Source organism: Pseudomonas sp. TUM22785 (assembly GCF_028198105.1).
Classification (GTDB): domain Bacteria; phylum Pseudomonadota; class Gammaproteobacteria; order Pseudomonadales; family Pseudomonadaceae; genus Metapseudomonas; species Metapseudomonas solani.
In genome coordinates this window covers 1,662,641-1,687,616 of record NZ_CP116239.1, presented here as the reverse complement: position 1 = coordinate 1,687,616, position 24,976 = coordinate 1,662,641, and the positions used below count along the sequence as shown (strand labels likewise).

28 protein-coding genes are annotated in these 24,976 nt (G+C 67.8%); 12 read left to right on the top strand and 16 right to left on the bottom strand.

Annotated elements, in window-relative coordinates; translation table 11 throughout:
• Position 1: 1 nt before the first annotated feature.
• From PI990_RS07955 to PI990_RS07900, 12 genes are all read right to left on the bottom strand, one after another.
• Positions 2-805, bottom strand: a complete 804-nt coding sequence (locus PI990_RS07955; RefSeq protein WP_271660307.1) for an aspartate dehydrogenase — start codon at positions 803-805, stop codon at positions 2-4.
• A gap of 10 nt (positions 806-815) precedes the next feature.
• Complete coding sequence (locus PI990_RS07950) at positions 816-2,498, bottom strand: thiamine pyrophosphate-binding protein (RefSeq protein ID WP_271660306.1); 1,683 nt, start codon at positions 2,496-2,498, stop codon at positions 816-818.
• Positions 2,491-3,288, bottom strand: a complete 798-nt coding sequence (locus tag PI990_RS07945) for an SDR family oxidoreductase (RefSeq protein ID WP_271660305.1) — start codon at positions 3,286-3,288, stop codon at positions 2,491-2,493. The genes PI990_RS07950 and PI990_RS07945 overlap by 8 nt, the downstream gene beginning before the upstream one ends.
• Positions 3,275-4,108: an IclR family transcriptional regulator gene (locus PI990_RS07940; RefSeq protein WP_271660304.1), complete on the bottom strand. Its 834-nt coding sequence runs from the start codon at positions 4,106-4,108 to the stop codon at positions 3,275-3,277. The genes PI990_RS07945 and PI990_RS07940 overlap by 14 nt, the downstream gene beginning before the upstream one ends.
• Positions 4,095-4,970 carry an alpha/beta fold hydrolase gene (locus tag PI990_RS07935; RefSeq protein ID WP_271660303.1) on the bottom strand — a complete coding sequence of 292 codons (876 nt, stop codon included), beginning with the start codon at positions 4,968-4,970 and terminating at the stop codon, positions 4,095-4,097. Before PI990_RS07935 ends, PI990_RS07940 begins: the two co-directional genes overlap by 14 nt.
• 7 nt (positions 4,971-4,977) lie before the next feature.
• On the bottom strand, positions 4,978-5,508 hold the full coding sequence (locus PI990_RS07930) for a cupin domain-containing protein (protein ID WP_271660302.1): 531 nt from the start codon (positions 5,506-5,508) through the stop codon (positions 4,978-4,980).
• A 13-nt stretch (positions 5,509-5,521) separates the two neighbouring features.
• A complete protein-coding gene (locus tag PI990_RS07925; protein WP_271660301.1) occupies positions 5,522-6,283 on the bottom strand; it encodes an SDR family oxidoreductase in 762 nt (253 codons plus the stop codon).
• A gap of 5 nt (positions 6,284-6,288) precedes the next feature.
• The gene (locus tag PI990_RS07920; RefSeq protein ID WP_271660300.1) at positions 6,289-7,065 is read right to left on the bottom strand and encodes an ABC transporter permease; all 777 of its coding nucleotides are present in this window, start codon (positions 7,063-7,065) and stop codon (positions 6,289-6,291) included.
• A 9-nt stretch (positions 7,066-7,074) separates the two neighbouring features.
• A complete protein-coding gene (locus PI990_RS07915; protein ID WP_271660299.1) occupies positions 7,075-8,070 on the bottom strand; it encodes an ABC transporter substrate-binding protein in 996 nt (331 codons plus the stop codon).
• Between the two features lie 31 nt (positions 8,071-8,101).
• Positions 8,102-8,953 (bottom strand): ABC transporter ATP-binding protein, encoded by an 852-nt coding sequence (locus PI990_RS07910; RefSeq protein ID WP_271660298.1) that lies wholly within the window; start codon positions 8,951-8,953, stop codon positions 8,102-8,104.
• Positions 8,954-9,486: 533 nt separating this feature from the next.
• Positions 9,487-10,167, bottom strand: coding sequence for an NUDIX hydrolase (locus PI990_RS07905; RefSeq protein ID WP_271660297.1), 681 nt, complete (start codon positions 10,165-10,167; stop codon positions 9,487-9,489).
• Entirely contained in the window at positions 10,164-10,769 is a 606-nt protein-coding gene (locus PI990_RS07900; RefSeq protein ID WP_271660296.1) for an adenylyltransferase/cytidyltransferase family protein, read from the bottom strand. The genes PI990_RS07905 and PI990_RS07900 overlap by 4 nt, the downstream gene beginning before the upstream one ends.
• Positions 10,770-10,816: 47 nt before the next feature.
• Between PI990_RS07900 and PI990_RS07895 the strand changes: the two genes are divergently transcribed.
• From PI990_RS07895 to nadE, 3 genes are read left to right on the top strand one after another with little or no spacing between them, the layout of a single operon-like run.
• Positions 10,817-11,506 carry a nicotinamidase gene (locus PI990_RS07895; RefSeq protein ID WP_371876952.1) on the top strand — a complete coding sequence of 230 codons (690 nt, stop codon included), beginning with the start codon at positions 10,817-10,819 and terminating at the stop codon, positions 11,504-11,506.
• 2 nt (positions 11,507-11,508) lie between these two features.
• A complete protein-coding gene (pncB, locus tag PI990_RS07890; RefSeq protein ID WP_184491549.1) occupies positions 11,509-12,714 on the top strand; it encodes a nicotinate phosphoribosyltransferase in 1,206 nt (401 codons plus the stop codon).
• Positions 12,715-12,729: 15 nt separating this feature from the next.
• Complete coding sequence (nadE, locus tag PI990_RS07885; protein WP_271660295.1) at positions 12,730-13,557, top strand: ammonia-dependent NAD(+) synthetase; 828 nt, start codon at positions 12,730-12,732, stop codon at positions 13,555-13,557.
• A 4-nt stretch (positions 13,558-13,561) separates the two neighbouring features.
• Here the strand turns inward: nadE and PI990_RS07880 are convergent, their stop codons facing one another.
• From PI990_RS07880 to dcd, 3 genes are all read right to left on the bottom strand, one after another.
• Entirely contained in the window at positions 13,562-13,765 is a 204-nt protein-coding gene (locus tag PI990_RS07880) for a hypothetical protein (RefSeq protein WP_184491632.1), read from the bottom strand.
• Between the two features lie 124 nt (positions 13,766-13,889).
• Positions 13,890-14,441: a hypothetical protein gene (locus PI990_RS07875; protein WP_271660294.1), complete on the bottom strand. Its 552-nt coding sequence runs from the start codon at positions 14,439-14,441 to the stop codon at positions 13,890-13,892.
• 76 nt (positions 14,442-14,517) lie between these two features.
• Positions 14,518-15,084, bottom strand: coding sequence for a dCTP deaminase (gene dcd, locus PI990_RS07870; protein WP_043242812.1), 567 nt, complete (start codon positions 15,082-15,084; stop codon positions 14,518-14,520).
• 174 nt (positions 15,085-15,258) lie between these two features.
• Between dcd and PI990_RS07865 the strand changes: the two genes are divergently transcribed.
• Positions 15,259-16,020, top strand: a complete 762-nt coding sequence (locus PI990_RS07865) for a glycine-rich domain-containing protein (protein WP_271660293.1) — start codon at positions 15,259-15,261, stop codon at positions 16,018-16,020.
• An 82-nt stretch (positions 16,021-16,102) separates the two neighbouring features.
• Positions 16,103-16,594 (top strand): rod shape-determining protein, encoded by a 492-nt coding sequence (locus PI990_RS07860; protein WP_271660292.1) that lies wholly within the window; start codon positions 16,103-16,105, stop codon positions 16,592-16,594.
• A 39-nt stretch (positions 16,595-16,633) separates the two neighbouring features.
• Here the strand turns inward: PI990_RS07860 and apbC are convergent, their stop codons facing one another.
• Positions 16,634-17,725 carry an iron-sulfur cluster carrier protein ApbC gene (apbC, locus tag PI990_RS07855; RefSeq protein WP_271660291.1) on the bottom strand — a complete coding sequence of 364 codons (1,092 nt, stop codon included), beginning with the start codon at positions 17,723-17,725 and terminating at the stop codon, positions 16,634-16,636.
• Between the two features lie 132 nt (positions 17,726-17,857).
• Between apbC and metG the strand changes: the two genes are divergently transcribed.
• The 7 genes from metG (at position 17,858) to PI990_RS07820 (ending at position 24,973) form a co-directional block, all read left to right on the top strand.
• Positions 17,858-19,894: a methionine--tRNA ligase gene (gene metG / locus PI990_RS07850; RefSeq protein ID WP_271660290.1), complete on the top strand. Its 2,037-nt coding sequence runs from the start codon at positions 17,858-17,860 to the stop codon at positions 19,892-19,894.
• Positions 19,895-19,995: 101 nt separating this feature from the next.
• Positions 19,996-20,799: a DUF4349 domain-containing protein gene (locus PI990_RS07845; RefSeq protein ID WP_442969332.1), complete on the top strand. Its 804-nt coding sequence runs from the start codon at positions 19,996-19,998 to the stop codon at positions 20,797-20,799.
• A gap of 101 nt (positions 20,800-20,900) precedes the next feature.
• Positions 20,901-21,452, top strand: coding sequence for an Rnf-Nqr domain containing protein (locus tag PI990_RS07840; RefSeq protein WP_271660288.1), 552 nt, complete (start codon positions 20,901-20,903; stop codon positions 21,450-21,452).
• Complete coding sequence (gene rsxB / locus PI990_RS07835; protein WP_271660287.1) at positions 21,449-22,834, top strand: electron transport complex subunit RsxB; 1,386 nt, start codon at positions 21,449-21,451, stop codon at positions 22,832-22,834. Before PI990_RS07840 ends, rsxB begins: the two co-directional genes overlap by 4 nt.
• Positions 22,831-23,832 (top strand): RnfABCDGE type electron transport complex subunit D, encoded by a 1,002-nt coding sequence (locus PI990_RS07830; protein WP_271660286.1) that lies wholly within the window; start codon positions 22,831-22,833, stop codon positions 23,830-23,832. The genes rsxB and PI990_RS07830 overlap by 4 nt, the downstream gene beginning before the upstream one ends.
• The gene (locus PI990_RS07825) at positions 23,829-24,431 is read left to right on the top strand and encodes an RnfABCDGE type electron transport complex subunit G (protein ID WP_271660285.1); all 603 of its coding nucleotides are present in this window, start codon (positions 23,829-23,831) and stop codon (positions 24,429-24,431) included. The genes PI990_RS07830 and PI990_RS07825 overlap by 4 nt, the downstream gene beginning before the upstream one ends.
• Positions 24,428-24,973: an Rnf-Nqr domain containing protein gene (locus PI990_RS07820; protein WP_271660284.1), complete on the top strand. Its 546-nt coding sequence runs from the start codon at positions 24,428-24,430 to the stop codon at positions 24,971-24,973. Before PI990_RS07825 ends, PI990_RS07820 begins: the two co-directional genes overlap by 4 nt.
• The last annotated feature ends 3 nt before the right edge of the window (positions 24,974-24,976 follow it).

Below are 24,976 nucleotides of genomic sequence, written 5' to 3'. Positions count from 1 at the left end.
CCTAGATCGAAATCACATGGGCGTGGTTGCCCAGCGCGCGTACCACGCTGAACACGGTGAGTGCCGAAGTCTTGGGGTTGGCCGCCAGGGGCTTGCCACGCAGGGTCAGCTCGAAGGCGCCGAACGCACCGCTGGCCTCTACGTGGTGCACGTTCTCGCTGCCGGCGGGATCGGCGATCAGGCGAACCTGGGTACGGTCCAGGCCAAGACCGGCCAGGGACAGGGTGGCGGCGACGTTGGCGTTCTTCGGGTACAGCCGCGCCGCCTCGCGGGCGCTGCCCTCGAAGATCACCCGCGCTGCCTCCAGGCGCTCCAGGTCGCAGACCGCCTCGCCCGCCGTACCGAGCCAGGCGCGAGCCGGCTTGCGCCCGGTGTAGCGCACCGACTCCAGGCCGCCGAGCTTGGCGGCCGACAAGGCGTCGATGCCGCCGATGGCGCCCGGTAGCAGTTCGATTCGGGTGCGCCCGGCTTCGGCGGCAGCTTCCAGGCGCTCCACCAGGCCCGGCTCGGACAGCGCCCCCACCGACACCACCAGGCAGGGAATGCCCCGGGCCAGTGCCGGCAGCACGTGCTCTTCGATGGCCCGGTGCCCCGCGCACTCCACCAGCAGGTCGGGGCGAGCGCCGGCATCCAGTTCGGTGAGCACCCGGGGCGGTTTGCGCAAACCTGCCAGGCGCTGGCGAACCAGCCCCTGGGACGCCTGCGGGACTATCACCGCATCGATGCACAGCTGCGGGTCGCTCTCCAGCAGTTCCAGGACACCGACGCCGATGGCGCCGCAACCGATCATGGCGATATGCAACATGGCTTCTGCCTCAGACGGCGGCCTTGATGGCCTTGGTTTGGTTGACCGGCGGGCCGGCGAAGAGGGTCTTGAAGCGCCCCACCGCGAGCATGTCCACCTCCAGCAGGAAGGGGCCGGGCTCGGCCAGGGCGCCGTCCAGCACGCGGCTGAAGTCCTTCAGGTCGCTGACCCTGGCGTGGCGCAGGCCAAGGGCAGCCGACAGCTGGGCGTAGTCCGGCGTGTGCAGGTCGACGTAGCAGCGACGGCCACCGTAGGCGGCATCCTGGATATTGCGGATCACCCCGTAGCCCTGGTCGTTCATCAGCACGACGACCATGTCGGCACGCTCCTGCACGGCGGTGGCCAGCTCACCCAGGTTGAGGATGAAACCGCCGTCGCCAGCCAGCACGAAGGTCTTGCGCCCCGGTGCCGTCGCCGCCGCGCCCACGGCTGCGCCGATGCCCATGGCCAGGCCCTGGCCGATGCCGCCGCCGAGGGCATGGACGCCAGCGCGCGGGCTGAAGATCTTCAGGTGGCGGTTGCCCCAGGTGCTGTTGGAAACAGTGACATCGCGGACCCAGTTGAAGTCGCTGCCAGCCAGGGCCTGCAACTGTTCGACCAGCGAGGCGTAGGGCCCCAGGCCATCCACCAGCTGGGCGCGGGCCTGGTTCCGCGCGGCCGCCAGGTCGGCAGCGAAGGCCGGGTCCACCGCCAGGCGCCCTTCGAGGCGGTCGGCCAGGCCCTTGAGGACCCGCTCGGCGTCGCCACAGACGAAGAAGTCGCTGGGGTAGCCGCGGCCTTCCGCCGTGGCATCGGCGTCGGCGCGGTAGAGCGGGCGGGGCAGCCCGAGTTCGTACTTGAGGGTTTCGTTGCCACGCAGGCGCGAGCCGACCACCAACATGGCATCGCAGCCTTGGTAGAACTGCTCAACGGGTGGGTTCAGGTTGAAGGCACCGAGGGATCGCTCGTCATCCTCCGCGACGATGCCGCGCCCCTGGGTGCTGGTGACCACGCCCACGCCCAGGTCCAGCAGGCGCCTGACCTGCGCACCGGCATGGCGGGCGCCGCCCCCGAGCCAGAGCATCGGGCGCCTGGCCCTGGCAAAGCGCTTGGCCAGCTCGTCCAGCCCCTGCTCGGTTGGCTCGACCACCGGCACCGACAGCGGCGAGAGGTCCGCCGGCATGTCGATCAATGCCGACTGAATGTCGATGGGGATTTCCACGCTCACCGGGCCAGCGGGCGCGGCCAGGGCGGTTTGCACGGCCAGTTTGATGGTGCTGATGGCGGTGCCGGCGCTGCGCACGCGGAAGGCTTTCTTGGAGATGGCCCCGAGCATGGTCAACTGGTCCGGCGCCTCGTGAATGTAGCCCAGGCCCTGGTCCAGATAGGGTGTTTCGATCTGCCCGGTGAGGTGAAGGAGCGGCGTGCCGGCGGTGAGGGCCTCGACCATCGCCCCGGCAGCGTTGCCGGCGGCGGTTCCGGTGCTGGTCAGGCACACCGCGAGCCCCCCGTTGGTACGGGCATAGGCGTCGGCCATGTTGGCCGCACCGGCTTCGCCACGGGCCATGACGAAGCGGATGTTCCCCCGGGCGGCAATGGCATCGAGGATCGGCATGTTATGGATGGAAATCACCCCGAACGCGGCCTTTACGTCGCACCGTTCGAGGAAGGCGGCGATGGCGGCGCCGACGGTGACCTGGTTTTCGTTACGCATAACGGGACAAACCTCCGGAAACATCGATGTGACTGCCCGTCGTGTAGGCCGACAGGGGAGACGCGAGGAAAACGATGGCGCGAGCCGCTTCGATCGGCTTGCCCAGGCGCCCGAGGGGGATCTGCTTGTGTTGCGCCAGCTCGCTGCACCAACTGGCCCAGTCCTGGCCGCGGTTCTCGCGGGCCTCGAAGCGGCGACGCCACTGGCCGGACTCCACCAGGCCGATGAGGATGCCGTTGACCCGAATGCCCTGGGGGGCGAACTCGGTGGCCATGGAACGCACCAGGTTCCTGACCCCGGCGCGAGCGGCGCTGGTCGCCACCATGTGCGGCTCAGGCTGGCTCGCCAGCAGCGAGTTGACGCAGACGATGGCGGCATCCGGCTGCCCCTGCAGTTGCGGCAGGAAGGCGCGCACCGGGTGGATGATGGAGAAGAACTTGAGGTGCAGTTCTTCGGTCCAGGCAGCGTCGGTGGTATCGGCGAAGGTGGAGACGCGGCCCTGGCCGGCGTTGTTCACCAGGATGCTGGCAGCGCCCAGCGCTCGCTGGCTGGCCTCGGCGAAGACAGCCACCTGGGTGGCGTCGAGCACATCGCAGGGCCACACGAACAACCGCGCCTCGGGAAAGCGCTGGCGCAGGTCGCTTTCGGCGTTCTGCAGGCGCTCACGGTTACGGCCACAAAAGGCCACGGCGGCGCCGGCTTCCAGCAGCAACTCGACGGTGGCCAGGCCGATACCGGACGAGCCGCCGGTGACTACCGCCACGGCGCTGGAAAGGTCAAACCGGTTCATGCTGCTTGCTCCAATGGTGGGAAGCCACCTTGTCGCGGCCGTCCGGGGTGTAGTCGAGCAGGCGGGAGAGTTCGTCTGCGTGATGGCGCACGCTGCTCACCAGGCCATCGAGAAGGTCCGGCTCGATGCGCCCCGAGGGGATGGTCGCGCCGACGGCGGCCACCACCCGGCCGCTGTGGTCACGCACTGGTGCAGCCACGGTAGAGATGGTCGCCTCGAAGAAGCCCTCGCCCTGGACGAAGCCACGCAGGCGGTCGGCCTGCACCAGGTCGAACAGCTCCAGCACGGTTGCCGGGGTGTTAGGCGAGAAACGCTCCAGCCGCTCTTCCGGGTACAACTCGCGCAACTCGGTGAAGGGCAGGTCCTGCAGCAGGATGCGGCCGAGCACCGTGGCGTGGGCCGGCAGGCGGGTGCCGACGTTGACGGTGCTGGTGAGCAAGGTGGACGGCGAGACCTTGGCCACGTAGACGATGGAGCGGCCATCGCGGACCACCAGGTTGCAGGGGTAGCGGACTTCGTCGCAGAGCCGGTTCAGCAGCGGCTGCCCCAGCTCAGTGAGTTCCAGGGAGGCCAGGTACTCGAAGCCGAGGCGCAGCACGGCCATGCCCAGGCGGTATTCGTTGCCGTTGCGGCAGACGAAGCCCATGGCCTCCAGCGTGGCCAGCAACCGGAAGAGGGTCGAGCGCGGCAACTTCAGGCGCCGAGCCAGCTCGGGGGCGGTGAGGGTACGGTTCTTCCGGCTGAACTCGCAGAGCAGCCGCAGGCCGCGCTCCAGGCCGGGCACGATGTACCTGTCGTGCGGGTCGTCAGGCTTTTCCACAGGCGGCTCCTTCAACGATGAGGCGTTGCGCGTGGCCAATGCGTCCTGCGACCACCTCGGGTTGTTCGATGGGGCAGGCATGGCCGGCCCCGGGAATCAGCGAGAACGATGCACCCAGTGCCCGAGCAAGGACGCCGCAGGCTTCGGGCACGGTGATGGCGTCCTCTTCGCCGCAGTGCACCTCACAAGGCATCGCCGGCAGGCCCTGGCCCAGCAGGTCGTCACCGCAGAGCAGCTCCACCGCCTGGCGGTAGCCTTCCGGGTTCAGCCGGGCCATGTTCCAGCGCACCCAGGCCTGGGCATCCTCGCTGGGGTTGCGCCCCAGCAGGCGGCCAGAACGCTCGCAGGCCATGCCGCCGATGCCGAGCCGCTCGAGGCTGTCCAGGCGCTGCTGCCGCACTCGCCTTCCAGCCTCCCGCAGGGGCTCGGCGCCATAACCACGAGCCGGGCTGAACAACACCAGCCGGGCCACACGCCGGGCGCCGCTGCTGGCCGCATAGGCGGTGGCCATCAAGGCACCGAGGGAGTGCCCCACCAGCAGGCACCGCTGGATATCCAGGGCCGCCAGCAGCCCATCCAGGCGGGTGGCGTAATCCAGCGCCCGTGGCCGGGCCTCGGGCAGTGGCGTGGACCGGCCATAGCCGGGGGCATCCCAGGCGATCACGCGGTGGTCCCCGGCCAGGCGCTGGGCGCAATGCAGCCAGGACGCCGCACCGGAACCGATGCCATGCAGGAGCACCACCACCGGGCCCTGGCCGCACTCGCGGATGGCCACCCGGGCTCCCTCGGCGACGGTCACCAGCCGCTCCGGGAAGCACTGTTGCAAGCGGGTCGTGGGGATGGGGGGCTGCGCCATGTCCATCACGACCTCAGCGCTTGATGCTCGCCAGAGGGTGCTCCGGCGGGTAGGTGGGCGTGATGGGCTTCTTCGCGCCGAGCATCACGCACATCAGCGCGTCTTCATCGCCGATGTTGATCTCCTCGCGGTACACGCCCGGCGGCACGGAAATCACGTCGCGGTCGGTGAGGATGGTTTCGAAGCGCTCGCCGTCCTTCTCCAGAACGACCTTGAGCCTGCCGCGCAGGACGAAGAAGACTTCCTCGACATCGATGTGCAGGTGCGGTGGGCCCTCGTGGCCGGCCGGGATCACCATGGTGGAGAAGGTGAAGTGCTCGGACGGGATGGTGTTCGCGTCACGGCTCACGCCGGTGCCACCGGTGCCGATGTAGCGCATCTGCGCCCGGCGGAACTTGGGATCGTGATCAGCCTGGAACTTCAGCGCATCCCAGTCGTACTGGCGGGTGGCATAGCGGGCGATGCGGCTGCTGCACCACTCCTCGAAGCTGGCGCCTTCGGGGCGGTCCCAGGATTTGGGTGAACGCGGGGTGAGGTTGGTCATGGATGCCTCCTGATCAGGGCATGACGAACCCGCCGTTGACCGGCAGGGTTTGTCCAGTGATGAAGCGGGAAAGGTCGGACAGGGCGAACAGCACGGCACCGCAGACGTCCTCGGGCACCTGGCCGCGCGGGATGGCGCGCTGGTCGCGGTACAGCTGGTGGCGGGCGGCGGGTACGTATTGGGTGGCCTCCACCTCCACCAGCCCGGGAGCGATGGCGTTGACGGTGATGCCATCGCCACCCAGCTCGCGGGCCAGGCTGCGGGTCATGGCGATCACCGCGCCCTTGCTGGCGGTGTAGGCCAGCAGGTTGGGCGCGCCCCAGAGCGGCGTGTCGGAGGCCAGGTTGACCACCGCGCCGCAACCGCTCCGGCGCAGGGCCGGCAGGCAGGCGCGGGTCATCAGCCAGGTGCCGCGCACGTTCACCTGCAGCACGCGGTCGAACGTTTCGATCTCCAGCGCCTCGCAGGACGTGCCGCCGGAGTCGGTGACGGAGGCGTTGTTGACCAGGCCGTCGAGGCCACCCAGCCGCGCCACGGTGGTGGCCACGCAGCGCTCGATGGCCAGCGGATCGGCCAGGTCCAGGGACAGGCCGCTGACATCCAGCCCCTGGGCCGCCAGCGCCTCGGCCGAGCGCTGCACGCGCTCCCCGAGGATGTCGGCGATCACCACCCGGGCACCGGCGCGGGCCGCCGCCTCGGCGAAGGCCAGGCCCAGGCCGCGGGCACCGCCGGTGATCAGTACGCGACGTTCTTGCAGCAGGGTGTTCAGGCTCATGGCGCTCACACCGTGCTCAGGTTGGCTTTGGGCAGGTAGTGCAACACCCGCTTCTCGGCCCAGACCACCGCGCCATAGGCCAGCACGCCGATCAGGGTGAGCATGACGATGGCGACGAAGACCCCGGCGGTGTTGCCCTGGCCCTCGGAATCCACCAGCAGGAAACCGAGGCCCTTGTTGCCCCCCACCAGCTCCCCGACGGTGACGCCGATGACCGCCAGGGTGGAGGCGATACGCAGGCCGGAGAACAGCGGAGCCATGGCCGAGGGGAATTCCACGAGACGGAAGATCTGCCAGCGGCTGGCACTCATGGAGCGGACCAGGTTGATCATGTCCGGATCGACGGTGCGGATGGCCGAGAGCACGTTGATCATCACCGGGAAGAACACGATCAGCACGGCGATGAGGATCTTCGGGTACACGGTGTAGCCGAGCCACATCACGAACAGCGGGGCGAAGGCCACCTTCGGTGCGATCTGCAACGCCAGGATGTAGGGCGAGAGCATCGCCTCGGTGGTGGGCGACAGGCCCAGGGAGACGCCGATCGCCACCCCCAGCAAGGCACCCAGACCGAAGCCGACGATGATCTCCAGGGTGGTGATGGCGGTGTGTTCGAGGAGGCCGGCGTAGCGCCACATGGCCACGCCCTCCTCCATCACCCGGCTCAACGGGGGCAGGACGAACTCGGGCATGCCGAGCAGGCCGGGGCCCCATTGCCAGGCGGCGAGGAACAGGGCCAGCAGCACGACGCTGCCGAGCATGGGTTTGTTCAGGCTGTTCATCGGGGCACCTCAGGGCTGGGTGGCCGGGTCGTCGGGCTCGACGAAGCGGTTGGTGTAGAGCGCGTCCAACGGGGTTGCACGGCCGACGATGCCTTCGCTGACGTAGAAGGTGCGCACGCTGTCCATGCGCTGGGGGTCGATGCGCCCGAGGGGCTTCTGGTTGGCGTAGACATGCTCGATATAGAGGCGCAGGACCTTCTCCAGGCTGGCCTCCCTGCCCCGGTAGCTGGGCACCGCCTCGACGAAGGTGGCGGCGGCCCGCCTGGGGTCCTCGATGATGTCGCGCATGCCCATGAGGGTGGCCTTGACCACCCCGGCGACCACGTCCGGCTGCTTCTCGATGGCGTCGTCGGAAGCGAGGATGGCCTGGGCCATGCTCTCGAAGACTTCGCCGGCCGGCATCAGCTTGACCGCGAGGCCGGCCTCCTCGGCATTCACCACCCAATCCGGTACGCCGGCCATGGCCTGGGACCGGCCGGAGGAGAACAGCTGCCAGACACCGGACGGGCCGGCCGCCTGGATCTCGACATCGGACTTGGCCAGGCCCGCTTTGCGCATGGAAGCCAGCAACGCGTAGTAGGTGGTGTCGGAGTAGGACATCACGGTCAGGGTCCGGCCCTTCAGGTCCTTGACGCTATCGATGCCCGCCTGGGCGTTGGTGGCGATGAGGGTCACACCACGGGCCCCCAGCATCGCGACCGCCTTTACCGGCACGCCATTGGCGCGGACGATGATCGGGGTATCACCAATGGCGCCGCCGACCAGGGCATTACCGGCACCGATCTGCTTGGCCACATCCACACCGCCCTTGCCGGCGACGAAGGTGACCTTGAGGCCCTGCTGGAGGTAGTAGCCCTTGTGCTGGGCGATGATCCAGGGCGCGAAGGCCGGTAAGTTCGGCGGCGCCGGCAGCAGGTAGGTGATCTCCCTGGGCGCGCCCTGCACGAGGAGGCTGGCGCCGAGGGCGGCGTAGAAGAACATGGCACGGGTCAGTTTCCTGAACATCTGCAACTCCACTCGAAGAGATGGAACGGGCTCAGTGCAACTCGGCGCTCTCGCCGACCTTCAACAGCGTCATCAGGCGCCCGACCAGGGGGCCGATCTCCGGGAGCTTGCGGCGTTCGAGGGGGTTTTCCCGCAGGGGCAGGCTCACCTCGATCTCCTCGATGATGGCGCCCGGACGGGCGCTCATGACCAGGATGCGGTCGGACAGCGCAATGGCTTCAACGAGGTCGTGGGTGATGAGCAGGGCCGTCTTGCGCTGCTCGTGGAGCATCTGCGCCAGGTCCTGCTGGAGGATCATCTTGGTCTGGGCGTCCAGGGCGGAAAAAGGCTCGTCGAGGAATAGCACCTGGGGATCGGTGACCAGGGTGCGGGCCAGGGCGGCCCGCTGGCGCATGCCCCCTGACAGCTGGAACGGGTAGTGGTCACCGAAACCGTCCAGGTGGCACTTCTGCAGCATCTGTTCGGCAGCGGCGCGGCGCTCACGGGCCGGGCGCCCCTCGATCTCCAGCCCCAGCTCGATGTTGCGACGGATGCTGCGCCAGGGCATCAGCAGGTCCTTCTGCAACATGAAGGAGACACGCCGTACCGGGCCCGTCACCCGCTCGCCACCGACGAACACTTCGCCCTCGGTGGGCATGTACAGGCCGGAGCCCATGTTCAGCAGGGTGCTCTTGCCGCAGCCGGACGGCCCGATGATGGATACGACCTCGCCACGCTTGAGACTGAGATCCAGGCCACTCACGGCGACAGTGGGGTCCGCTTTGCCCTTGCCCGGAAAGTGCTTGGTAACACCTCGGAATTCGATCTCGGCACGGACTTCTGCGGTTTTGGGCGTTGCTTGCAAATATTCAACGCCGCGGACATTCAACGCGGTGGCTCTCATGTAATTCTGGCCTCACATCCGTTTCATATAAGAAACATCGTTTCTCCTATGAGACTCTGCAGAAGCCGTGCCACTAAATAATCGCAATAAAATCCGCGAACGTTTCGCTTATTAACCCTTAAAAATCAATTAATTATAAAAAATCAAATAAAACCATCAGAAACATTTCTGATTAACAAGTAGGAACAAACTTAAATTGCAAAATGAAACTTCCTACAAATATAAAAACCCAATAGAGCACTTTTGACTGCTACTGCTTCGTTCGGTAACAAGCGTTGCCACTCTACCCATTGAGTAAGTTTCATATATAAAACTGGGGCGCATATCACTGATAGTTCAACTGCGGATAGTTGCTCGTGCCGTTACGACAGCTCCTAACTTTCCCCTTTTATAAAGAGGTCGCAGATCGAATCGGCACAGGGGTCTTGAATGCCGGGATGGCGATGAGGCCTCGAGGAAGAGGGAAAGGGAAAAGACGCCGCAGCCCCCGGAGAGACAGCCGAGCGTCCTCCGGGAGCCGGGCGAGGCCGGCCTCAGGACAACACGCTGCGGTCGAAGGTGAACACGCCGCCTTCCGCCGGGCAGTGCTCCAGCACCTTCTGCGGGCGGCCCATCTTCGGGTGGTTCTGCTCGCCGGTGTCCAGAACCCAGCCCTGCCCCTTCATCTTCTCCAGGCGCCCACGCAGGGTGGTGTGCTGCACCGCCTGGCCGAGGCAGGCCTGGAAGGCGCCCAGGGCTTCGGTGACGGTGAAGCGCCGGGGCAGCAGGTGCAGCGGCAGCGAGGTGTAGACCGACTTGCCGGCCAGGCGCTCACGGGCCTGCTGCACCAACTGGTCGTGGTCGAAGGGCAGCCCGGTGGCTGCCTCCAGCGGCAGGAAGCGCAGGTCGGCGTCACTCAGCTGCGTTTCCGGCTCCAGCAGGGCGAGGTAGAAGGTCGACAGCGACCAGCCACGGGGGTCACGCCGGGCGTTGCCCACGGTGGCCACCTGCTCCAGGTGCTGCGGGCGCACCCGCGCCTTCTCCTCCAGGGCACGGGTGGCGGCGGCGTCCAGGTCGGGGTCGTCGCAGCGGCCGTTGACCAGCACGCCCGGCAACGCCCACTCCCCCTCGAAGGGCCCCTGGGCCCGGCGGATCAGCAGCAGCTCCAGCCCCTGGGCCTCGTTCAGGCGCAGCGCGACGATGTCGACGCTGGCCAGTACCTGTGCAGAACTCATTGCAGCTCCCTATAGATATCCAGTTCCCCCTGCACTTCCGGCAGGCACCAGGCCGGCGGCAGCGCCAGGCCCTCGCGCAGGTGCAGGCGAATGGCCGAACTGTGCAGCAGCAGCGTCTCGTCCGCCACCAGCAGGCCGAAGCGCTCGCGCAGTTCCGCGCCACGATGGAAGCCCGCCACCTGGGGCAGGTTGTCCTCGCCTATGACCAGCGCGATGTCCTCCGGCGCTACACCGTACTCACCCGCCAATGCCTGCAACAGGTCGTAGCTGTACACCGCCGCCGCGCCCGGGGCCAGCCGCGCCTCGATGGCGTCGCAACACACCCGCGCCGGGTCGATGCGCGCCGCCAGGCGCTCCAGCCAGGCGCAGCGCAGGGCGAAATCCACCATGCGCTTGCCATGGGCGTGGCGGTGGCTGGGCACCAGCAGCACCTGCTCGGCGCACTCCAGCACTCGACGCACCACGCTTTCATGGCCCGGATGGGGCGGGTCGAAGGCGCCGCCGTAAACCGCCAGGCGGAAGCGCACCGGAGCCGGGGACGCGCTGCCCGCCGGGTAGGCCCGCAGGCTGGGATCGGGAAAATCCTGCCGACTGTTTCTCATCGCTGTCCTCCTGCGATCAAAGAGTGCTTGACGACATATTACACGAGATGGAATATGTAGCCAGCCGCAACCGAACGAGGAACGCAGCCATGAAAATCGCCAGCTTCGATGTCGACGCCCAAAAAGGCTTCACCCCCCTCTGCCCCGCCGAACTCCCGGTGCCGGGTGGCGACGAGATCGCGGCGCACCTCAACCTGCTGGCCCGCCGCGCCGAACTGCGCATCGGCAGCAAGGATGCCCACAGCCCGCAAGCCGCCTGGGTCGTGCCCAGCCACGCGGAGATGCTCGCACCGCTGCCCCTGGCCAACGCCGACATCACCTGGGTCAGCCACTGCGTACCGGGCACCCCCGGCTTCGAGCTGCTGGACGAGCTGCCCCAGCCGCTGGACTACGACTACTTCGTGTGGAAGGGCGTGGAGCCCGACCTGCACCCCTACGGCGCCTGCTATCACGACCTGGCGGAACGCCGCAGCACCGGGGTGATCGAATTCCTCCGGCAGAACGCCGTCAGCCACGTACTGGTGGGCGGCCTGGCCCTGGACTACTGCGTGAAGACCACCGCGCTGCAACTGCGCCGCGCCGGCTTTGCGGTTATCGTCTACCTCCCGGCGTGCCGGGCAATCGCCGAAGCCACGGCCGAAGCCGCTCGGCTGCAGATGAACGAACTGGGCATCGCGCTGTGCGCCAGCGAGGCCGAACTGGACGCCTTGCTGAACAGCATCGAGAAGGAGAGCTGATCATGGCCGAGAGCGTGTTTTCCGACCGCATCGTGCAGAACCTGCTGGACACCGATTTCTACAAGCTGACCATGATGCAGGCGGTGCTGCACAACTACCCCAACGCCGAGGTGGAGTGGGAATTCCGCTGCCGCAACGCCGAGGACCTCAAGCCCTACCTGGCGGAGATCCGCTACCAGATCGAGCGCCTGTCGGAGATTTCCATCACCGCCGACCAGTTGGCCTTCCTGGAGCGCATCCCCTTCATCAAGCCGGACTTCACCCGCTTCCTCAGCCTGTTCCGCTTCAACATGCGCTACGTCCAGGCCGGCATCGAGGACGACCAGCTGTGCATCCGCCTGCGCGGCCCTTGGTTGCACGTGATCCTCTTCGAGATCCCGCTGCTGGCCATCGTCAGCGAGGTGCGCAACCGCTACCGCTACCGCGAGGTGATTCTCGAACAGGCCAGCGAGCGCCTCTACCAGAAGCTCGACTGGCTCAAGGGCGAAGCCAGCGCCAGCGAGCTGGAAGGCTTCCAGATCGCCGACTTCGGCACCCGCCGGCGCTTCTCCTACCGGGTGCAGGAAGAGATGGTGCACATCCTCAAGCGCGACTTCCCCGGGCGCTTCGTCGGCACCAGCAACGTGCACCTGGCCCGCGAGTTCGACATCAAGCCCATCGGCACCATGGCCCACGAGTGGCTGATGTCCCACCAGCAACTGGGCCCGCGCCTGATCGACAGCCAGATCGCCGCGCTGGACTGCTGGGTCCGCGAGTACCGCGGCCTGCTGGGGATCGCCCTGACCGACTGCATCACCACCGATGCCTTCCTCAAGGACTTCGACCTGTACTTCGCCAAGCTCTTCGACGGCCTGCGCCATGACTCCGGCGACCCGCTGGAATGGGCCGAGAAGTGCATCCGTCACTATGAAAAGCTCGGTATAGACCCGCAGACCAAGACCCTCGTATTCTCCGACGGCCTCGACCTGGCCAAGGCGCTGAAGCTGTATCGCGCCCTGCACGGTCGTATCCACGTCAGCTTCGGTATCGGTACCAACCTGACCTGCGACATCCCGGGCGTCGAGCCCATGAACATCGTCATCAAGATGACCGCCTGCAACGGCCAGCCGGTGGCGAAGATCTCCGACACCCCGGGCAAGACCCAGTGCCGCGACGAGAACTTCGTCACCTACCTGAAACACGTTTTCCGCGTATCAGACGCGCGCTAGCGCCAAGGAACCGCCATGAGCAATCGCCAGAAAGAGATAGCCGCCGCCCTGGATGTGGTACCCCCCTTCGCCGATGAAGCCGCCCTGCAGGCCGAGATCGAGCGACGCAAGGCCTTCATCAAGACCTGCCTGCGCAACGCGCGGCTCAAGGTGCTGGTGCTGGGCATCAGCGGTGGCGTGGATTCGCTGACCGCCGGCCGCCTGGCCCAGGTGACGGTGGAAGAGCTGCGCGCCGAGACCGGCGACCCGGACTACCGCTTCATCGCCGTGCGCCTGCCGCACAACACCCAGCACGATGAGCATGACGCCCAGGAATCACTGAAATTCATCCGCGCAGATGTCGAGGACACGGTGAACATCGCCGCCAGCGTGACCGGTCTCGGTGAGCAGGTGATCCACCTGCAGGCGCTGAGCGATGCCCGCCGCGATTTCGTGATCGGCAACGTCAAGGCGCGTATCCGCATGGTCGCGCAATTCGCCATCGCCAACGCCAACAACGGCCTGGTGATCGGCACCGACCACGCCGCCGAGGCGGTGATGGGTTTCTTCACCAAGTTCGGTGACGGCGCCTGCGACCTGGCCCCGCTGAGCGGCCTGGTGAAGAACCAGGTGCGCGCCATCGCCCGCTACTTGGGCGCGCCGGACAACCTGGTGCAGAAGGTGCCCACCGCCGACCTTGAGGAACTGCGCCCCGGCAAGCCCGACGAAGAGGCCCATGGCGTCAGCTACGCCGAGATCGACGCCTTCCTGCACGGCGAGAGCGTGCGTCAGGAGGCCTACGACATCATCGTGCGCACCTACGACGCCACTCAGCACAAGCGCGACCTGCCGCTGGTGCCCTGAGGCGCTACACCACCGGAGCGGGCGGCGGCGGGTCGGGAAGGGTCGGCTCGCCCGGTTCGTGGGGCTGGGTGGGTTCACCCGGCTCCTCGGGGTCGCCCGGTCCTGGCACCTGTTGCAGCACCCGCGACGGGTCGCTATGGGCGAGGATGGCGTCCACCAGTGCACTGGCACTGGGCGTCAGGGCTTCGAGGATGATCTGGGAGCGCATGGCATTCCTCCGGCGTTTACAGTGGCTTCAAGCAGTAGAGCCCCGCGATTGCCGAAGAATTCCGCCTATTTCCGTCCCTGCCCCGTAGCCCGGGCTTCAGCCCGGGGCTCTTCCCGAAGCGCTCTCAACGCGGGTCGTTGAAATGCACGGTGATGGAGACCAGCACCGACTCATCCTCATTGCCCTGCTGGTTGAACTCCGGCTCGAAGCCGTAGCCCAGCCACACCTCGCTGCCGTTCTTGACCACCAGGTCCGAGCGCTCGTCGCCGGTGCCTTCCAGCCCTTGCAGCCACGGGGCGGTCTGCTCGCGCCGCTGGCCCAGGTGCAGCTGGCCATCCAGGCTGAAACGCCAATTCGCGCCGCGCTCGCCCACGCCCTGCATCCAGCCGAGGAACAGGCTGTCGTTGTAGCCGCCCAGCTCCCAGCAGCGCACTTCGCGCAGGCGGTCACCGAGGAACACCAGCATCATCGAATTGCCATACAGCAGCCCGCGCCGCTTGCCGTACATGGGCAGCTCGGCCGTGGGCTTGCCCAGGCGCTCGACGAACTGCGCGCGGGTGGCGCTGGCCGGCAGGCCGAATGCCCCGGTACCGCTGAGCACGGAGAGTTCCGCAGCCTGCAACAACGAGCAAACGCCCAGGCCGAGGGTGAACAGGAGGGATTTGAGCAGGTTCATTCGTCAGGTTCCTTTGACTGGATAAGGCCATGAAAAAGCCGGGCATGGGCCCGGCTTTGGTCGCAACGCAGGTGGATCAGGCCTTGGGCAGGGTCACGCCGGTCTGGCCCTGGTACTTGCCGCCGCGGTCGCGGTAGGAGACTTCGCAGGCTTCGTCCGATTGCAGGAAGAGCATCTGCGCCACGCCTTCGTGGGCGTAGATCTTCGCCGGCAGGTTGGTGGTGTTGGAGAACTCCAGGGTCACGTGGCCTTCCCACTCGGGTTCCAGCGGGGTGACGTTGACGATGATGCCGCAGCGCGCATAGGTGCTCTTGCCCAGGCAGATGGTCAGCACGTCACGCGGAATACGGAAGTACTCGACCGTGCGGGCCAGGGCGAAGGAGTTCGGCGGAATGATGCAAACGTCGCTGTTGATGTCGACGAAGCTCTTCTCGTCGAAGTTCTTCGGGTCGACCACGGCGGAGTGGATATTGGTGAAGACCTTGAATTCGGCGGCGCAACGCACGTCGTAGCCGTAGCTGGACACCCCGTAGGAAATCACCCGGTTGTCGTCCGCGCCGCGCACCTGGCGCTCGACGAAGGGCTCGATCATCCCGTGTTCCTGGGCCATGCGGCGAATCCACTTGTCCGATTTGATGCTCATGGCAGGGGTCCTGTGAAGGTGAAAAATGATCGCGAATCTTACCGGGCGCGGGCCTTTCGGGCAAAGGGCAGCGACCGGTAGCGTGGCCTGGCGCCCAGCGCCGCCGAGCGGGGCTTGTGGCGACGGCGCCGAGTGCGCCACTGTTGGCCCGCCCTTGTGGAGAAAGGACCCACCATGACCCCCTGGCTGATCATCCCCGGCCTGTTCTTCGCCGTCTTTTCCTTCTCGTTCTTCAAACGCCGCCGCGCAATCGGCCGGGAACGCTTCATCCGCGAGTTCCGCCCGGCCCCCTGGCTGTTCGATGAACTGCGCAAGCGCCACCCGCAACTGAGCCTGGAAGACTGCATGCTGGTGAGCGCCGGCCTGCGCCAGTACTTCCTCTGCTACCTGAAGAGCGGCTATGGCTACGTCTCCATGCCGTCCCAGGTGGTGGACGACCTGTGGCACGCCTTCATCCTCGACACCCGCGAATACAAGCACTTCTGCCAGAAAGCCTTTGGCCGCTTCCTGCACCACCGCCCGGCACGCACCCTCTCGGGCAACGCCCGCCAGGCCGACGCCGGCCTGCGCCGCTGCTGGTGGTACGCCTGCGAGCAGGAACGCATCGACCCGCGCAAGCCCGGCCGCGTACCGCTGCTGTTCGACCTGGACAGCCGCCTGGGCATCCTCGGCGGCTTCCTCTATGTGGCCGACTGCCAAGGCGTACGCCGCAACGACAGCGGCGACGCAGGCAGTGGCGTCATCTACTGCGGCGGTGATTTCGTCGGCGCCGACTCGGGCTACGGCTCCAGCGACTTCGGCGACGGCAGCGGCACCGGCAGCAGCCACCACGGCGGCAGCGACTCCTCGGGCGGGGACGGCGGCGGCTCGGATGGTGGCGGCGGGGACAGCGGAGGGGGCTGTGGCGGAGGCTGTGGCGGCGGTGGTGGTGACTGAGTCCCAGGTTGCGTGGCAGTCAGTCGACGACAAAACGCGCCATCGCTAGGCTAGGCGCCCTTTTCACTCGGACGGAACCGGCATGATCGACGCGTTTTCACCCCTGCTCTACCTCAAGCTCACCTCCGGATACCTGAGCGGCCTGAACGTGAAGTCCGGAAAGGTGCTCGAGGAACCGACGGTGCTCGCCATTCAGACCCGTGCGGGCAAACGGGTACCCGTCGCCCTGGGGCTGGCGGCGAAACAGCTGGAAGGCCAACCTGGAATAGAGCTGCTCAACGGCTTCGAACACCCTCGCTCCCTGCTGGCTGACTTCTCCGTCGCGGAGAAGACCCTGCAACTGTTCATACGGGAGTTGGCACCCAGGACCTTCTACAGCGCCGCGCCGGTGCTGGTCCTGCACCCGCAGGAACTCCTGGAGGGCGGGCTGACGCAGGTCGAGGCACGCGGGCTCTACGAGCTGGGGCGCGGCGCGGCGCGCAAGGTGCAGGTCTGGGTCGGCCGCGAACTGACCCGCGAGGAACTACTGGCCCGGCAGTTCCCCGCGGAGGGCGGCACGCTGCTGGCGATCTAGCGGGCCCGGAGGCCCTCAGGCGCGCAGCGGCGTCCTCGGTCAGTCGTCGCTGATGGTGATGGTCGGCATGGCGCCGGCGCCCATGCCGGACAGGGCGATGCGCGCGCCGACGCTGCGGGCCATCTCCTGGTAGATCATGGCGATCTGGCTTTCCGGGTCGGCGATGGTGGTCGGCTTGCCGCCGTCGGACTGCATGCGGATGGCCATGGACAGCGGCAGGGAAGCCAGCAGCTCGACGCCGTACTGGGTCGCCAGCTTCTCGCCACCGCCTTCGCCGAACAGGTGCTCGGCATGGCCGCAGTTGGAGCAGATGTGCACCGCCATGTTCTCCACCACGCCCAGCACCGGGATGTTGACCTTGCGGAACATCTCCACGCCCTTCTTGGCGTCCAGCAGGGCCAGGTCCTGCGGGGTGGTGACGATCACGCTGCCGGCCACCGGCACCTTCTGCGCCAGGGTCAGCTGGATGTCGCCGGTGCCCGGGGGCATGTCCACCACCAGGTAGTCGAGGTCGTCCCAGGCGGTCTGGGTGATCAGCTGGATCAGCGCGCCGGAGACCATCGGGCCGCGCCACACCACCGGGGTGGTGTCGTCGGTGAGGAAGGCCATGGACATGACTTCCACGCCGTGGGACTTGATCGGCACGAAGAACTTCTGGTCACGCACCTCGGGGCGGGTGCCCTCGGCGATGCCGAACATGATGCCCTGGCTGGGGCCGTAGATATCGGCGTCGAGGATGCCCACGCGGGCACCTTCGCGGGCCAGCGCCAGGGCCAGGTTGGCGGCGGTGGTGGACTTGCCCACACCGCCCTTGCCGGAGGCTACGGCGATCACGTTCTTGACGTTGGCCAGGGCCGGCACCTGGGCCTGGGCCTTGTGAGGCTCGATCACGCAATCGACCTCGACCTTGGCCGAATCGATGCCGTCCTGGTTCTCCAGGGCCATCTGCAGCATCTGCGCCCAGCCGCTCTTGAACAGCCCGGCGGCATAGCCCAGCTCCAGGCGTACGTGGACCTTGTCGCCCTGGATGTCGACCTCGCGTAGGCAGCCGGCGCTGACCGGGTCCTGGCCAAGGTGGGGATCGGTGAACTGACGAAGCGTGGCTTCCACCACGGCGCGGGTGACAGGCATGGAAGACTCCGGGAAAAAGACCGAGCGAAACAGGCGGGCATCTTAACCCAAAGCCCATGCAACAGATGAAAATGCCCCGCCACGCCTATATAGTTACCGACTTTCCCCGTGTTCCCAGTGCAGCCGATCACCATGACCGAAGCCCGCAAGATCCTCGTTACCAGCGCCCTCCCCTATGCCAACGGTTCCATCCACCTCGGGCATATGGTCGAGTACATCCAGACCGATATCTGGGTGCGCTTCCAGAAGATGCGCGGCAACCAGGCCATCTACGTTTGCGCCGACGACGCCCACGGCTCGGCCATCATGCTGCGCGCCGAGAAGGAGGGCATCACCTCCGAGCAGTTGATCGACAACGTGCGCGCCGAGCACACCACCGATTTCGCCGACTTCCTGGTGGAGTTCGACAACTACCACTCGACCCACTCGGACGAGAACCGCGCGCTGTCCAGCAGCATCTACACCCGGCTGCGCGACGCCGGCCATATCGCCACGCGCCCGGTGACCCAGTATTTCGACCCGGACAAGCAGATGTTCCTGGCCGACCGCTTCATCAAGGGCACCTGCCCGAAATGCGCGGCCGACGACCAGTACGGCGACAACTGTGAAGTCTGCGGCGCCACCTATGCACCCACCGAGCTGAAGAACCCCAAGTCGGCCATTTCCGGCGCCACTCCGGTGCTCAAGGAATCGCTGCACTACTTCTTCAAGCTGCCGAACTTCGACGCCATGCTGAAGCAGTGGACCCGCAGCGGTGCCCTGCAGGAGTCGGTGGCCAACAAGATCGCCGAATGGCTGGATGCCGGCCTGCAGGAGTGGGACATCAGCCGTGATGCGCCCTACTTCGGCTTCGAGATCCCCGATGCCCCGGGCAAGTACTTCTACGTCTGGCTGGATGCGCCCATCGGCTACATGGCCAGCTTCCAGAACCTCTGCGCACGCCGCCCGGAGCTGGACTTCGACGCCTTCTGGGCCAAGGATTCCAGCGCCGAGCTGTACCACTTCATCGGCAAGGACATCGTCAACTTCCACGCCCTGTTCTGGCCCGCCATGCTCGAAGGCGCCGGCTACCGCAAGCCGACCGCACTCAACGTGCACGGCTACCTGACGGTGAACGGGCAGAAGATGTCCAAGTCCCGAGGCACCTTCATCAAGGCGCGCACCTACCTCGACCACCTGAGCCCGGAATACCTGCGCTACTACTACGCCGCCAAGCTGGGCCGCGGCGTGGACGACCTCGACCTGAACCTCGAGGACTTCGTGCAGAAGGTGAACTCCGACCTGGTGGGCAAGGTGGTCAACATCGCCAGCCGTTGCGCCGGTTTCATCCACAAGGGCAACGCCGGCCGCCTGGTGGCCACCAATGCCGCGCCGGAGCTGTTCGCCGAGTTCAAGGCCGCTGCGCCGAGCATCGCCGACGCCTTCGAGAACCGTGACTTCGCCCGTGCCATGCGTGAAATCATGGCCCTGGCCGACCGCGCCAACGCCTGGATCGCCGACAAGGCGCCCTGGGCCCTGGCCAAGCAGGAAGGCAAGCAGGACGAGGTGCAGGCGGTGTGCGCTGCGGGCGTCAACCTGTTCCGCCAGCTGGTGATCTTCCTCAAGCCGGTGCTGCCGAACCTCTCCGCCGCTGCCGAGCAGTTCCTCAACGTCGCCCCGCTGACCTGGGCCGACCACGAGACGCTGCTGGCCGACCACCAGCTGAACGCCTTCACCCCGCTGATGACCCGCATCGAGCCGGCGAAGATCGAAGCCATGGTCGCTGCCTCCAAGGAAGACCTGGCCGCCGCGGCACCGGCCCCTGCCGGCAACGGCGAGCTGACCAAGGACCCGCTGGCCGCCGAGATCGGCTTCGACGCCTTCGCCGCCGTCGACCTGCGCATCGCACTGATCGAGAAGGCCGAGTTCGTCGAAGGCGCCGACAAGCTGCTGCGCCTGTCCCTGGATATCGGCGACGAGAAACGCAACGTGTTCTCCGGCATCAAGAGCGCCTACCCGGACCCGAGCAAGCTGGAAGGCCGCCTGACCCTGTACGTGGCCAACCTGGCCGCGCGCAAGATGAAGTTCGGCGTCTCCGAAGGCATGGTCCTGGCCGCCGGCCCCGGCGGCGAGGAGATCTACCTGCTCAGCCCCGACAGCGGCGCCAAGCCCGGCCAGCGCGTGAAGTAATACGCGCCGGCCATCACGAAGCGCCTGCCCGCTCACCGGTCAGGCGCTTCGTCGTTTCAGGAACCGATAAACCACGCGACACCACGCAAGGAACGCACATGATCAAGCACTGGACCCTGCCCCTGCTCCTGGCCCTCACCGCCCTGGCCGGCTGCTCCCAATCAGAAGGTGAAGGGAGCAGCGGTGCAGCCGCCTTCCGGGGCGAAGCCTCCAAGCCCGGTGCCTTCCTTGCCTACGAGCACCAGGTCACCATCCACCTCGCCGCCGAGAACGTCGCCCCGCGCCTGGCCGCCGCCCGCGAAGCCTGTGGTGACGGCCGCTTCGGCACCTGCGACCTGCTGGCCATCGAGCAGAGCCAGGGCGACTACCGTGCCGGCCAGCTGGTGCTGCGCATCGTGCCCGAAGGCGTGGAAAAGATGGTTGCCTTGGCCGCCGAAGGGGGTGAACTGGCAAGCCGCAACACCCGCGCCGAGGACCTGGCCCAAGCCGTGGGCGACAACGCCCGCACCCGCGAGCGCCTGGAGCGCCAGTACAAGACTCTCGAGGAGTTCCAGGGGCGCAAGGACCTGGCCGTCGCCGACCTGCTGGCCCTGGCCCGCGAGATGGCCGAGCTGGAAGTGCAGCTGGCCGCCACCAACCAGGAAGCCGCCCAGCAGCAGCGCCGCATCGCCACCAACCTGCTGACCCTGGACTTCACCACCGACCAGCAACGCCCGAGCCGCCTGTCGCGCATCGGCGACGCCGCCTCCGGCCTGCTGGACAACGCCACCGAAGGCACCGCCCAGGCCCTGGAGATGCTCGGCTACGGCATTCCCTTCGTGATCATCCTGTTCCCCCTGGCGCTGCTGGTGCGCTGGTTGTGGCGCAAGGCCACGCGCCGCAACAAGGCCGTCGCCCAAGGCTGAGCTAGCCTTGCTGACAAGGGCCGCGACCGTGCGGCCCTGTACCGCTCCGGCAGCATCCCGGATAATGCGCGGCCTTTCCGATAGACCCGACGCCCCTGACCATGACCGACTTCATCCTCGCCCTGCTCGGCGCAGCGCTGGTCAACAACCTGATTCTCGTCCTGCCCCTGGGCACCGACGCCCTGCGCCAGTCCCGCAGCCGCAGCCTGGCGCTGGCCGGCGGCCTGCTGCTGGTGCTCGCCACGCCGCTGGCCTGGGCCCTGGACCGACTGCTGGCGCCCCTCGGCCTGGACTACCTCGGCATCGCCCTGCTGCTCCCCGCCCTGCTGCCACTGGCCTGGGCGAGCCTGGCCCTGCTCGCCCGCCTCGCGCCGCACCTGCCCCGTGACGGCCTGCTGCCCCTGCTGCTGGGCAACGGCGCGGCACTGGGTGCCATGCTGCTGGCCGCTGCCGGTGATTTCGCCAGCGCCCTCGGCCTGGGCATCGGCGGTGGCATCGGCTTCTGGATCGCCCTGCGCCTGTTCGACGACCTGCTGCAACGGGTGGAGGCGGCCGACGTGCCCGCGCCCTTCCGCGGCCTGCCGGTGATGCTGATCTGCGCCGGGCTGATGGGCGTCGCCCTGCTCGGCTTCAACGGCATGGTGGCCTCATGAGCCAGGCGGCGCTGATCCAGCGCATCGACGCCCTGCTGCCCCAGACCCAATGCGGCAAGTGCGGCCACCCCGGCTGCCGGCCCTACGCCGAGGGCATGGCCCGGGGCGAGGCGATCAACAAGTGCCCGCCCGGCGGCAACGCCACCATCATCGCCCTGGCCGACCTGCTGCAGGTGCCGACACTGCCCCTGGAGGCCCCCGGCGGCCAGGTGCCGCCACAGCTGGCATTCATCCGCGAAGCCGAGTGCATCGGCTGCACCAAGTGCATCCAGGCCTGCCCGGTGGACGCCATCGTCGGCGCCGCCAAGCAGATGCACACGGTGATCGCCGATGAATGCACCGGCTGCGAGCTGTGCGTGGCGCCCTGCCCGGTGGACTGCATCGACATCCTGCCCCTGGCGGAACCGGCGGCCGCCGAGCAACGCCAGCGTGCCGACCAGTTCCGTCATCGCTATGAACAACGCAACCGCCGCCTCGCCCGCGACGAAGCCCGACGCCTGGCCGAGCGCGAAGCCCGCGCTGCCAGGGCGGCACAGGCGCAGGCGCGGCAACCGGTGGCGACGCCCACGCCCAGTGACCCGGTGCAGGCCGCCATCGAACGGGTCAAGGCGCAGAAGGCCGCGGCCGGCATCCAGACCGAGCGGCAGAAGCGCCTGAAGATCGAGGCCGCGCTGGCCAGGGTCGCCCTGGCCAAGGCCGAGAAGCAGCTGGAGGTCTACGGCACCTCCGATATCGCGGCCGAAGTGGAAGCGCTGCGCATCGCCAACGCCAAGGCCCAGGCCGCGCTGGAAGCGGCCAACGAGAGCACGCCGACCGCCCTGGACCAAGCCGCCTACAAGAAGGCCAAGATCGCCGCCGCCATGGGCCGCACCCAGTTGGCCAAGGCCGAGAAGGCCTTTGGCGATGAGCCGGACGCCGAGCAGCGCAGCCAGCTGGACGCACTGCGCGCCAGCGTGGCTCAGGCCGAAGCCGAGCTGGATCGCCTGCAAGGCGCCCAGCCGGCCGCCGTCCCCACACCGGGCATGGCCGCACTGAAGCAGGCGAAGATCGCCCTGCTCAGCCGCCGTACCGAACTGCGCAGCGCCGAGGCCCGTGGCGCCGCCGGAGCGGAACTGGCACCCCTGCGACAGGCCCTCGCCGACGCCGAGCAGGCGCTGCACGCCGCCGAAGACGCCAGTGGCAAGACCCCGCCGGACCTGCAACGCATCGACAAGAACCCCATCGACCCGGCCCTGCGCGCGCTGAAGACCGAGCTGGCCATGGCCCGCGCCGAGGTAAGCAAGCTGGAGCGGCGCCAACCCGTCGACGAACAGGCCCTGGCCCGCGCCCGGGAACGCCTGGCGCGGGCCCAGGCGCAGCTCGACGGGCACCCGGGAGCATGACCGCACAGCCCGGCTTCGACCCGCGCCCAGGCATGCGCCTGGTGCTGCTGGCCTGCCTGCCGGGCCTGTTCGCACTGCTCTGGCAGTACGGCTGCGGCACCCTGGTGCAACTGGCCATCGCCATTCCCACCGCACTGGCCTGCGAGGCCCTGGTGCGGCGCCTGCGCAGCCAGCGCATCGCCCCTACAGAGGCCCTGTTCGGCCTGGCGCCCCTGGCCGAGGGCGGCGCCTTGGTAACCGCCGTGTTGCTGGCCCTGGCGCTGCCGCCCTACGCGCCCTGGTGGCTGGCGCTGTGTGCGAGCGCGAGCGCCATCCTGCTCGGCAAGTCGCTGTTCGGCGGCTTCGGCCACAACCCCTTCAACCCGGCGATGCTCGGCTTCGCCCTGGCCCTGCTGGCCTTCCCCGCCCACTTCACCCACTGGCCCGCCGCCGGCCAGGTCCACGGCCCCTGGGGCGCACTGCAACAGGTGTTCGGCTTCGGCAGCGGCCTAGTGGATGGCTGGAGCCAGGCCACGGTGCTGGATACCCTGCGCCACAACGACCGCCTGACCATCGACGAGCTGTTCGCCGGCCACGGCGCCTTCGGTGGCGTCGGAGGGCACGGTGCCGAGTGGGTCAACCTGGCCTTCCTCGCCGGCGGCCTGATCCTGATGCAACAGAAGGTGATCCGCTGGCACGCACCGGTGGGCATGCTCGCCGCGCTCTTCGTCGCCGCGCTGCTGTGCTGGAACGGCAGTGGCTCGGACTCCAACGGCTCGCCCCTGTTCCACCTGTTCTCCGGCGCCACCATGCTGGGCGCCTTCTTCATCGTCACCGAGCCGGTTTCCGGCCCTGCCAGCGACCGCGCGCGCCTGCTGTTCGGCGTGGGCGTCGGCCTGCTGGTCTATGGGATCCGCACCTGGGGCGGCTACCCGGACGGCCTGGCCTTCGCGGTGCTTGCGATGAACCTGCTGGTGCCCACGCTGGAGCGGGTCGCCGCACGCGGGGTACGCCCATGAATGGCCGCTCGCTGGCTGTGTTGCTGGCGCTGGGCCTTGGCGGCCTGGCGCTGCTGGTCGCCTCGTACCAGGGGCTCGGCCCGCAGATCACCGCGGCCGCCGTGGATGCCGACGAACGCGCGCTGCTCGACCTGTTACCGCCCGGCAGCTACGACAACCACCCCCTGCGCGAACCGATCGCCCTGCCGGACGCCGAGGCCCTGGGCCGCCCCGCGCCCACCGCCGCCTGGCTGGCGCGCCGCGAAGGCAAGGTGGTGGCGTTGCTGCTGCCGGTCACGGCCGCCGGCTACGAAGGCCCGATCCGCCTGCTGCTGGCCATCGCCCCGGACGGCCGCCTGTTGCGCAGCAAGGTGCTGGAACACCGCGAGACAGCCGGCATCGGCGACCGTATCGAGCCCGCCCGCAGCCCCTGGCTGGCAAGCCTGGAAGGCGTCTCACTGGATAGTCGCCCGGGCGAGTGGCGGGTCAAGGCCGATGGCGGTGCGTTCGACCAGATCGCCGGCGCCACCATCACGTCCCGCGCCGTGGTCGCCGCGACCCAGCAGGGTTTGCGCTACTTCGATGCCCACCACGAGCAGCTGCTGGGGGATGCGCCATGAAGCCCGCCATCGCCCTGCCCCTGCTTGGCCTGGCGCCCCTGCTGGGCGCCAGCGATCTGCTGGTCAAGGCGCTGGGCATCACCCTGGTTGCCCTGCCGCTGCTGAGCCTGTTCGGCCTGCTGCTGCCTGCGCTGCGCCGTGCACTCTCGGGCCACGCCCTGTGGTTCGGCGCCCTGCTGGTGGCCGGCGTGCTGGTGGGCCTTGCCCAGTTGCTGATGCAGGCCTTCGCCTTCGAACTGCATAGGGCCCTGGGCCCCTTCCTCGCCCTGCTGGCGCTGCCCTGCCTGCTGCTGGTGGCGAGCGAACCCGCCGGTCCCGCTGCGGGCCTGCGCCAGGGGTTGCTGTTCGCCGCGTGTACCCTGCTGCTGGGCGCGCTGCGGGAACTGCTCGGCCAAGCCAGCCTGCTGGCCCACGGCGAATGGCTGGGCCTTGGCGCCCTGAACTGGCAGGCGGCTGCCGACGGCCTGCCGCTCTTCGCCTCGGCGCCGGGAGGCCTTATCCTCCTGGGCCTGCTCCTGGCGCTCGTGCGCCTCAAACCCTAATCA

What these genes read in the sequence shown, in the direction of transcription:
- PI990_RS07955 (WP_271660307.1), bottom strand. Translation starts at nt 805, where the DNA reads ATGTTGCATATCGCCATGATCGGTTGCGGCGCCATCGGCGTCGGTGTC.
- PI990_RS07950 (WP_271660306.1), bottom strand. Translation starts at nt 2,498, where the DNA reads ATGCGTAACGAAAACCAGGTCACCGTCGGCGCCGCCATCGCCGCCTTC.
- PI990_RS07945 (WP_271660305.1), bottom strand. Translation starts at nt 3,288, where the DNA reads ATGAACCGGTTTGACCTTTCCAGCGCCGTGGCGGTAGTCACCGGCGGC.
- PI990_RS07935 (WP_271660303.1), bottom strand. Translation starts at nt 4,970, where the DNA reads ATGGACATGGCGCAGCCCCCCATCCCCACGACCCGCTTGCAACAGTGC.
- PI990_RS07930 (WP_271660302.1), bottom strand. Translation starts at nt 5,508, where the DNA reads ATGACCAACCTCACCCCGCGTTCACCCAAATCCTGGGACCGCCCCGAA.
- PI990_RS07925 (WP_271660301.1), bottom strand. Translation starts at nt 6,283, where the DNA reads ATGAGCCTGAACACCCTGCTGCAAGAACGTCGCGTACTGATCACCGGC.
- PI990_RS07920 (WP_271660300.1), bottom strand. Translation starts at nt 7,065, where the DNA reads ATGAACAGCCTGAACAAACCCATGCTCGGCAGCGTCGTGCTGCTGGCC.
- PI990_RS07915 (WP_271660299.1), bottom strand. Translation starts at nt 8,070, where the DNA reads ATGTTCAGGAAACTGACCCGTGCCATGTTCTTCTACGCCGCCCTCGGC.
- PI990_RS07910 (WP_271660298.1), bottom strand. Translation starts at nt 8,953, where the DNA reads ATGAGAGCCACCGCGTTGAATGTCCGCGGCGTTGAATATTTGCAAGCA.
- PI990_RS07905 (WP_271660297.1), bottom strand. Translation starts at nt 10,167, where the DNA reads ATGAGTTCTGCACAGGTACTGGCCAGCGTCGACATCGTCGCGCTGCGC.
- PI990_RS07900 (WP_271660296.1), bottom strand. Translation starts at nt 10,769, where the DNA reads ATGAGAAACAGTCGGCAGGATTTTCCCGATCCCAGCCTGCGGGCCTAC.
- PI990_RS07895 (WP_371876952.1), top strand. Translation starts at nt 10,817, where the DNA reads ATGGAATATGTAGCCAGCCGCAACCGAACGAGGAACGCAGCCATGAAA.
- pncB (WP_184491549.1), top strand. Translation starts at nt 11,509, where the DNA reads ATGGCCGAGAGCGTGTTTTCCGACCGCATCGTGCAGAACCTGCTGGAC.
- nadE (WP_271660295.1), top strand. Translation starts at nt 12,730, where the DNA reads ATGAGCAATCGCCAGAAAGAGATAGCCGCCGCCCTGGATGTGGTACCC.
- PI990_RS07880 (WP_184491632.1), bottom strand. Translation starts at nt 13,765, where the DNA reads ATGCGCTCCCAGATCATCCTCGAAGCCCTGACGCCCAGTGCCAGTGCA.
- PI990_RS07875 (WP_271660294.1), bottom strand. Translation starts at nt 14,441, where the DNA reads ATGAACCTGCTCAAATCCCTCCTGTTCACCCTCGGCCTGGGCGTTTGC.
- dcd (WP_043242812.1), bottom strand. Translation starts at nt 15,084, where the DNA reads ATGAGCATCAAATCGGACAAGTGGATTCGCCGCATGGCCCAGGAACAC.
- PI990_RS07865 (WP_271660293.1), top strand. Translation starts at nt 15,259, where the DNA reads ATGACCCCCTGGCTGATCATCCCCGGCCTGTTCTTCGCCGTCTTTTCC.
- PI990_RS07860 (WP_271660292.1), top strand. Translation starts at nt 16,103, where the DNA reads ATGATCGACGCGTTTTCACCCCTGCTCTACCTCAAGCTCACCTCCGGA.
- apbC (WP_271660291.1), bottom strand. Translation starts at nt 17,725, where the DNA reads ATGCCTGTCACCCGCGCCGTGGTGGAAGCCACGCTTCGTCAGTTCACC.
- metG (WP_271660290.1), top strand. Translation starts at nt 17,858, where the DNA reads ATGACCGAAGCCCGCAAGATCCTCGTTACCAGCGCCCTCCCCTATGCC.
- PI990_RS07840 (WP_271660288.1), top strand. Translation starts at nt 20,901, where the DNA reads ATGACCGACTTCATCCTCGCCCTGCTCGGCGCAGCGCTGGTCAACAAC.
- rsxB (WP_271660287.1), top strand. Translation starts at nt 21,449, where the DNA reads ATGAGCCAGGCGGCGCTGATCCAGCGCATCGACGCCCTGCTGCCCCAG.
- PI990_RS07830 (WP_271660286.1), top strand. Translation starts at nt 22,831, where the DNA reads ATGACCGCACAGCCCGGCTTCGACCCGCGCCCAGGCATGCGCCTGGTG.
- PI990_RS07825 (WP_271660285.1), top strand. Translation starts at nt 23,829, where the DNA reads ATGAATGGCCGCTCGCTGGCTGTGTTGCTGGCGCTGGGCCTTGGCGGC.
- PI990_RS07820 (WP_271660284.1), top strand. Translation starts at nt 24,428, where the DNA reads ATGAAGCCCGCCATCGCCCTGCCCCTGCTTGGCCTGGCGCCCCTGCTG.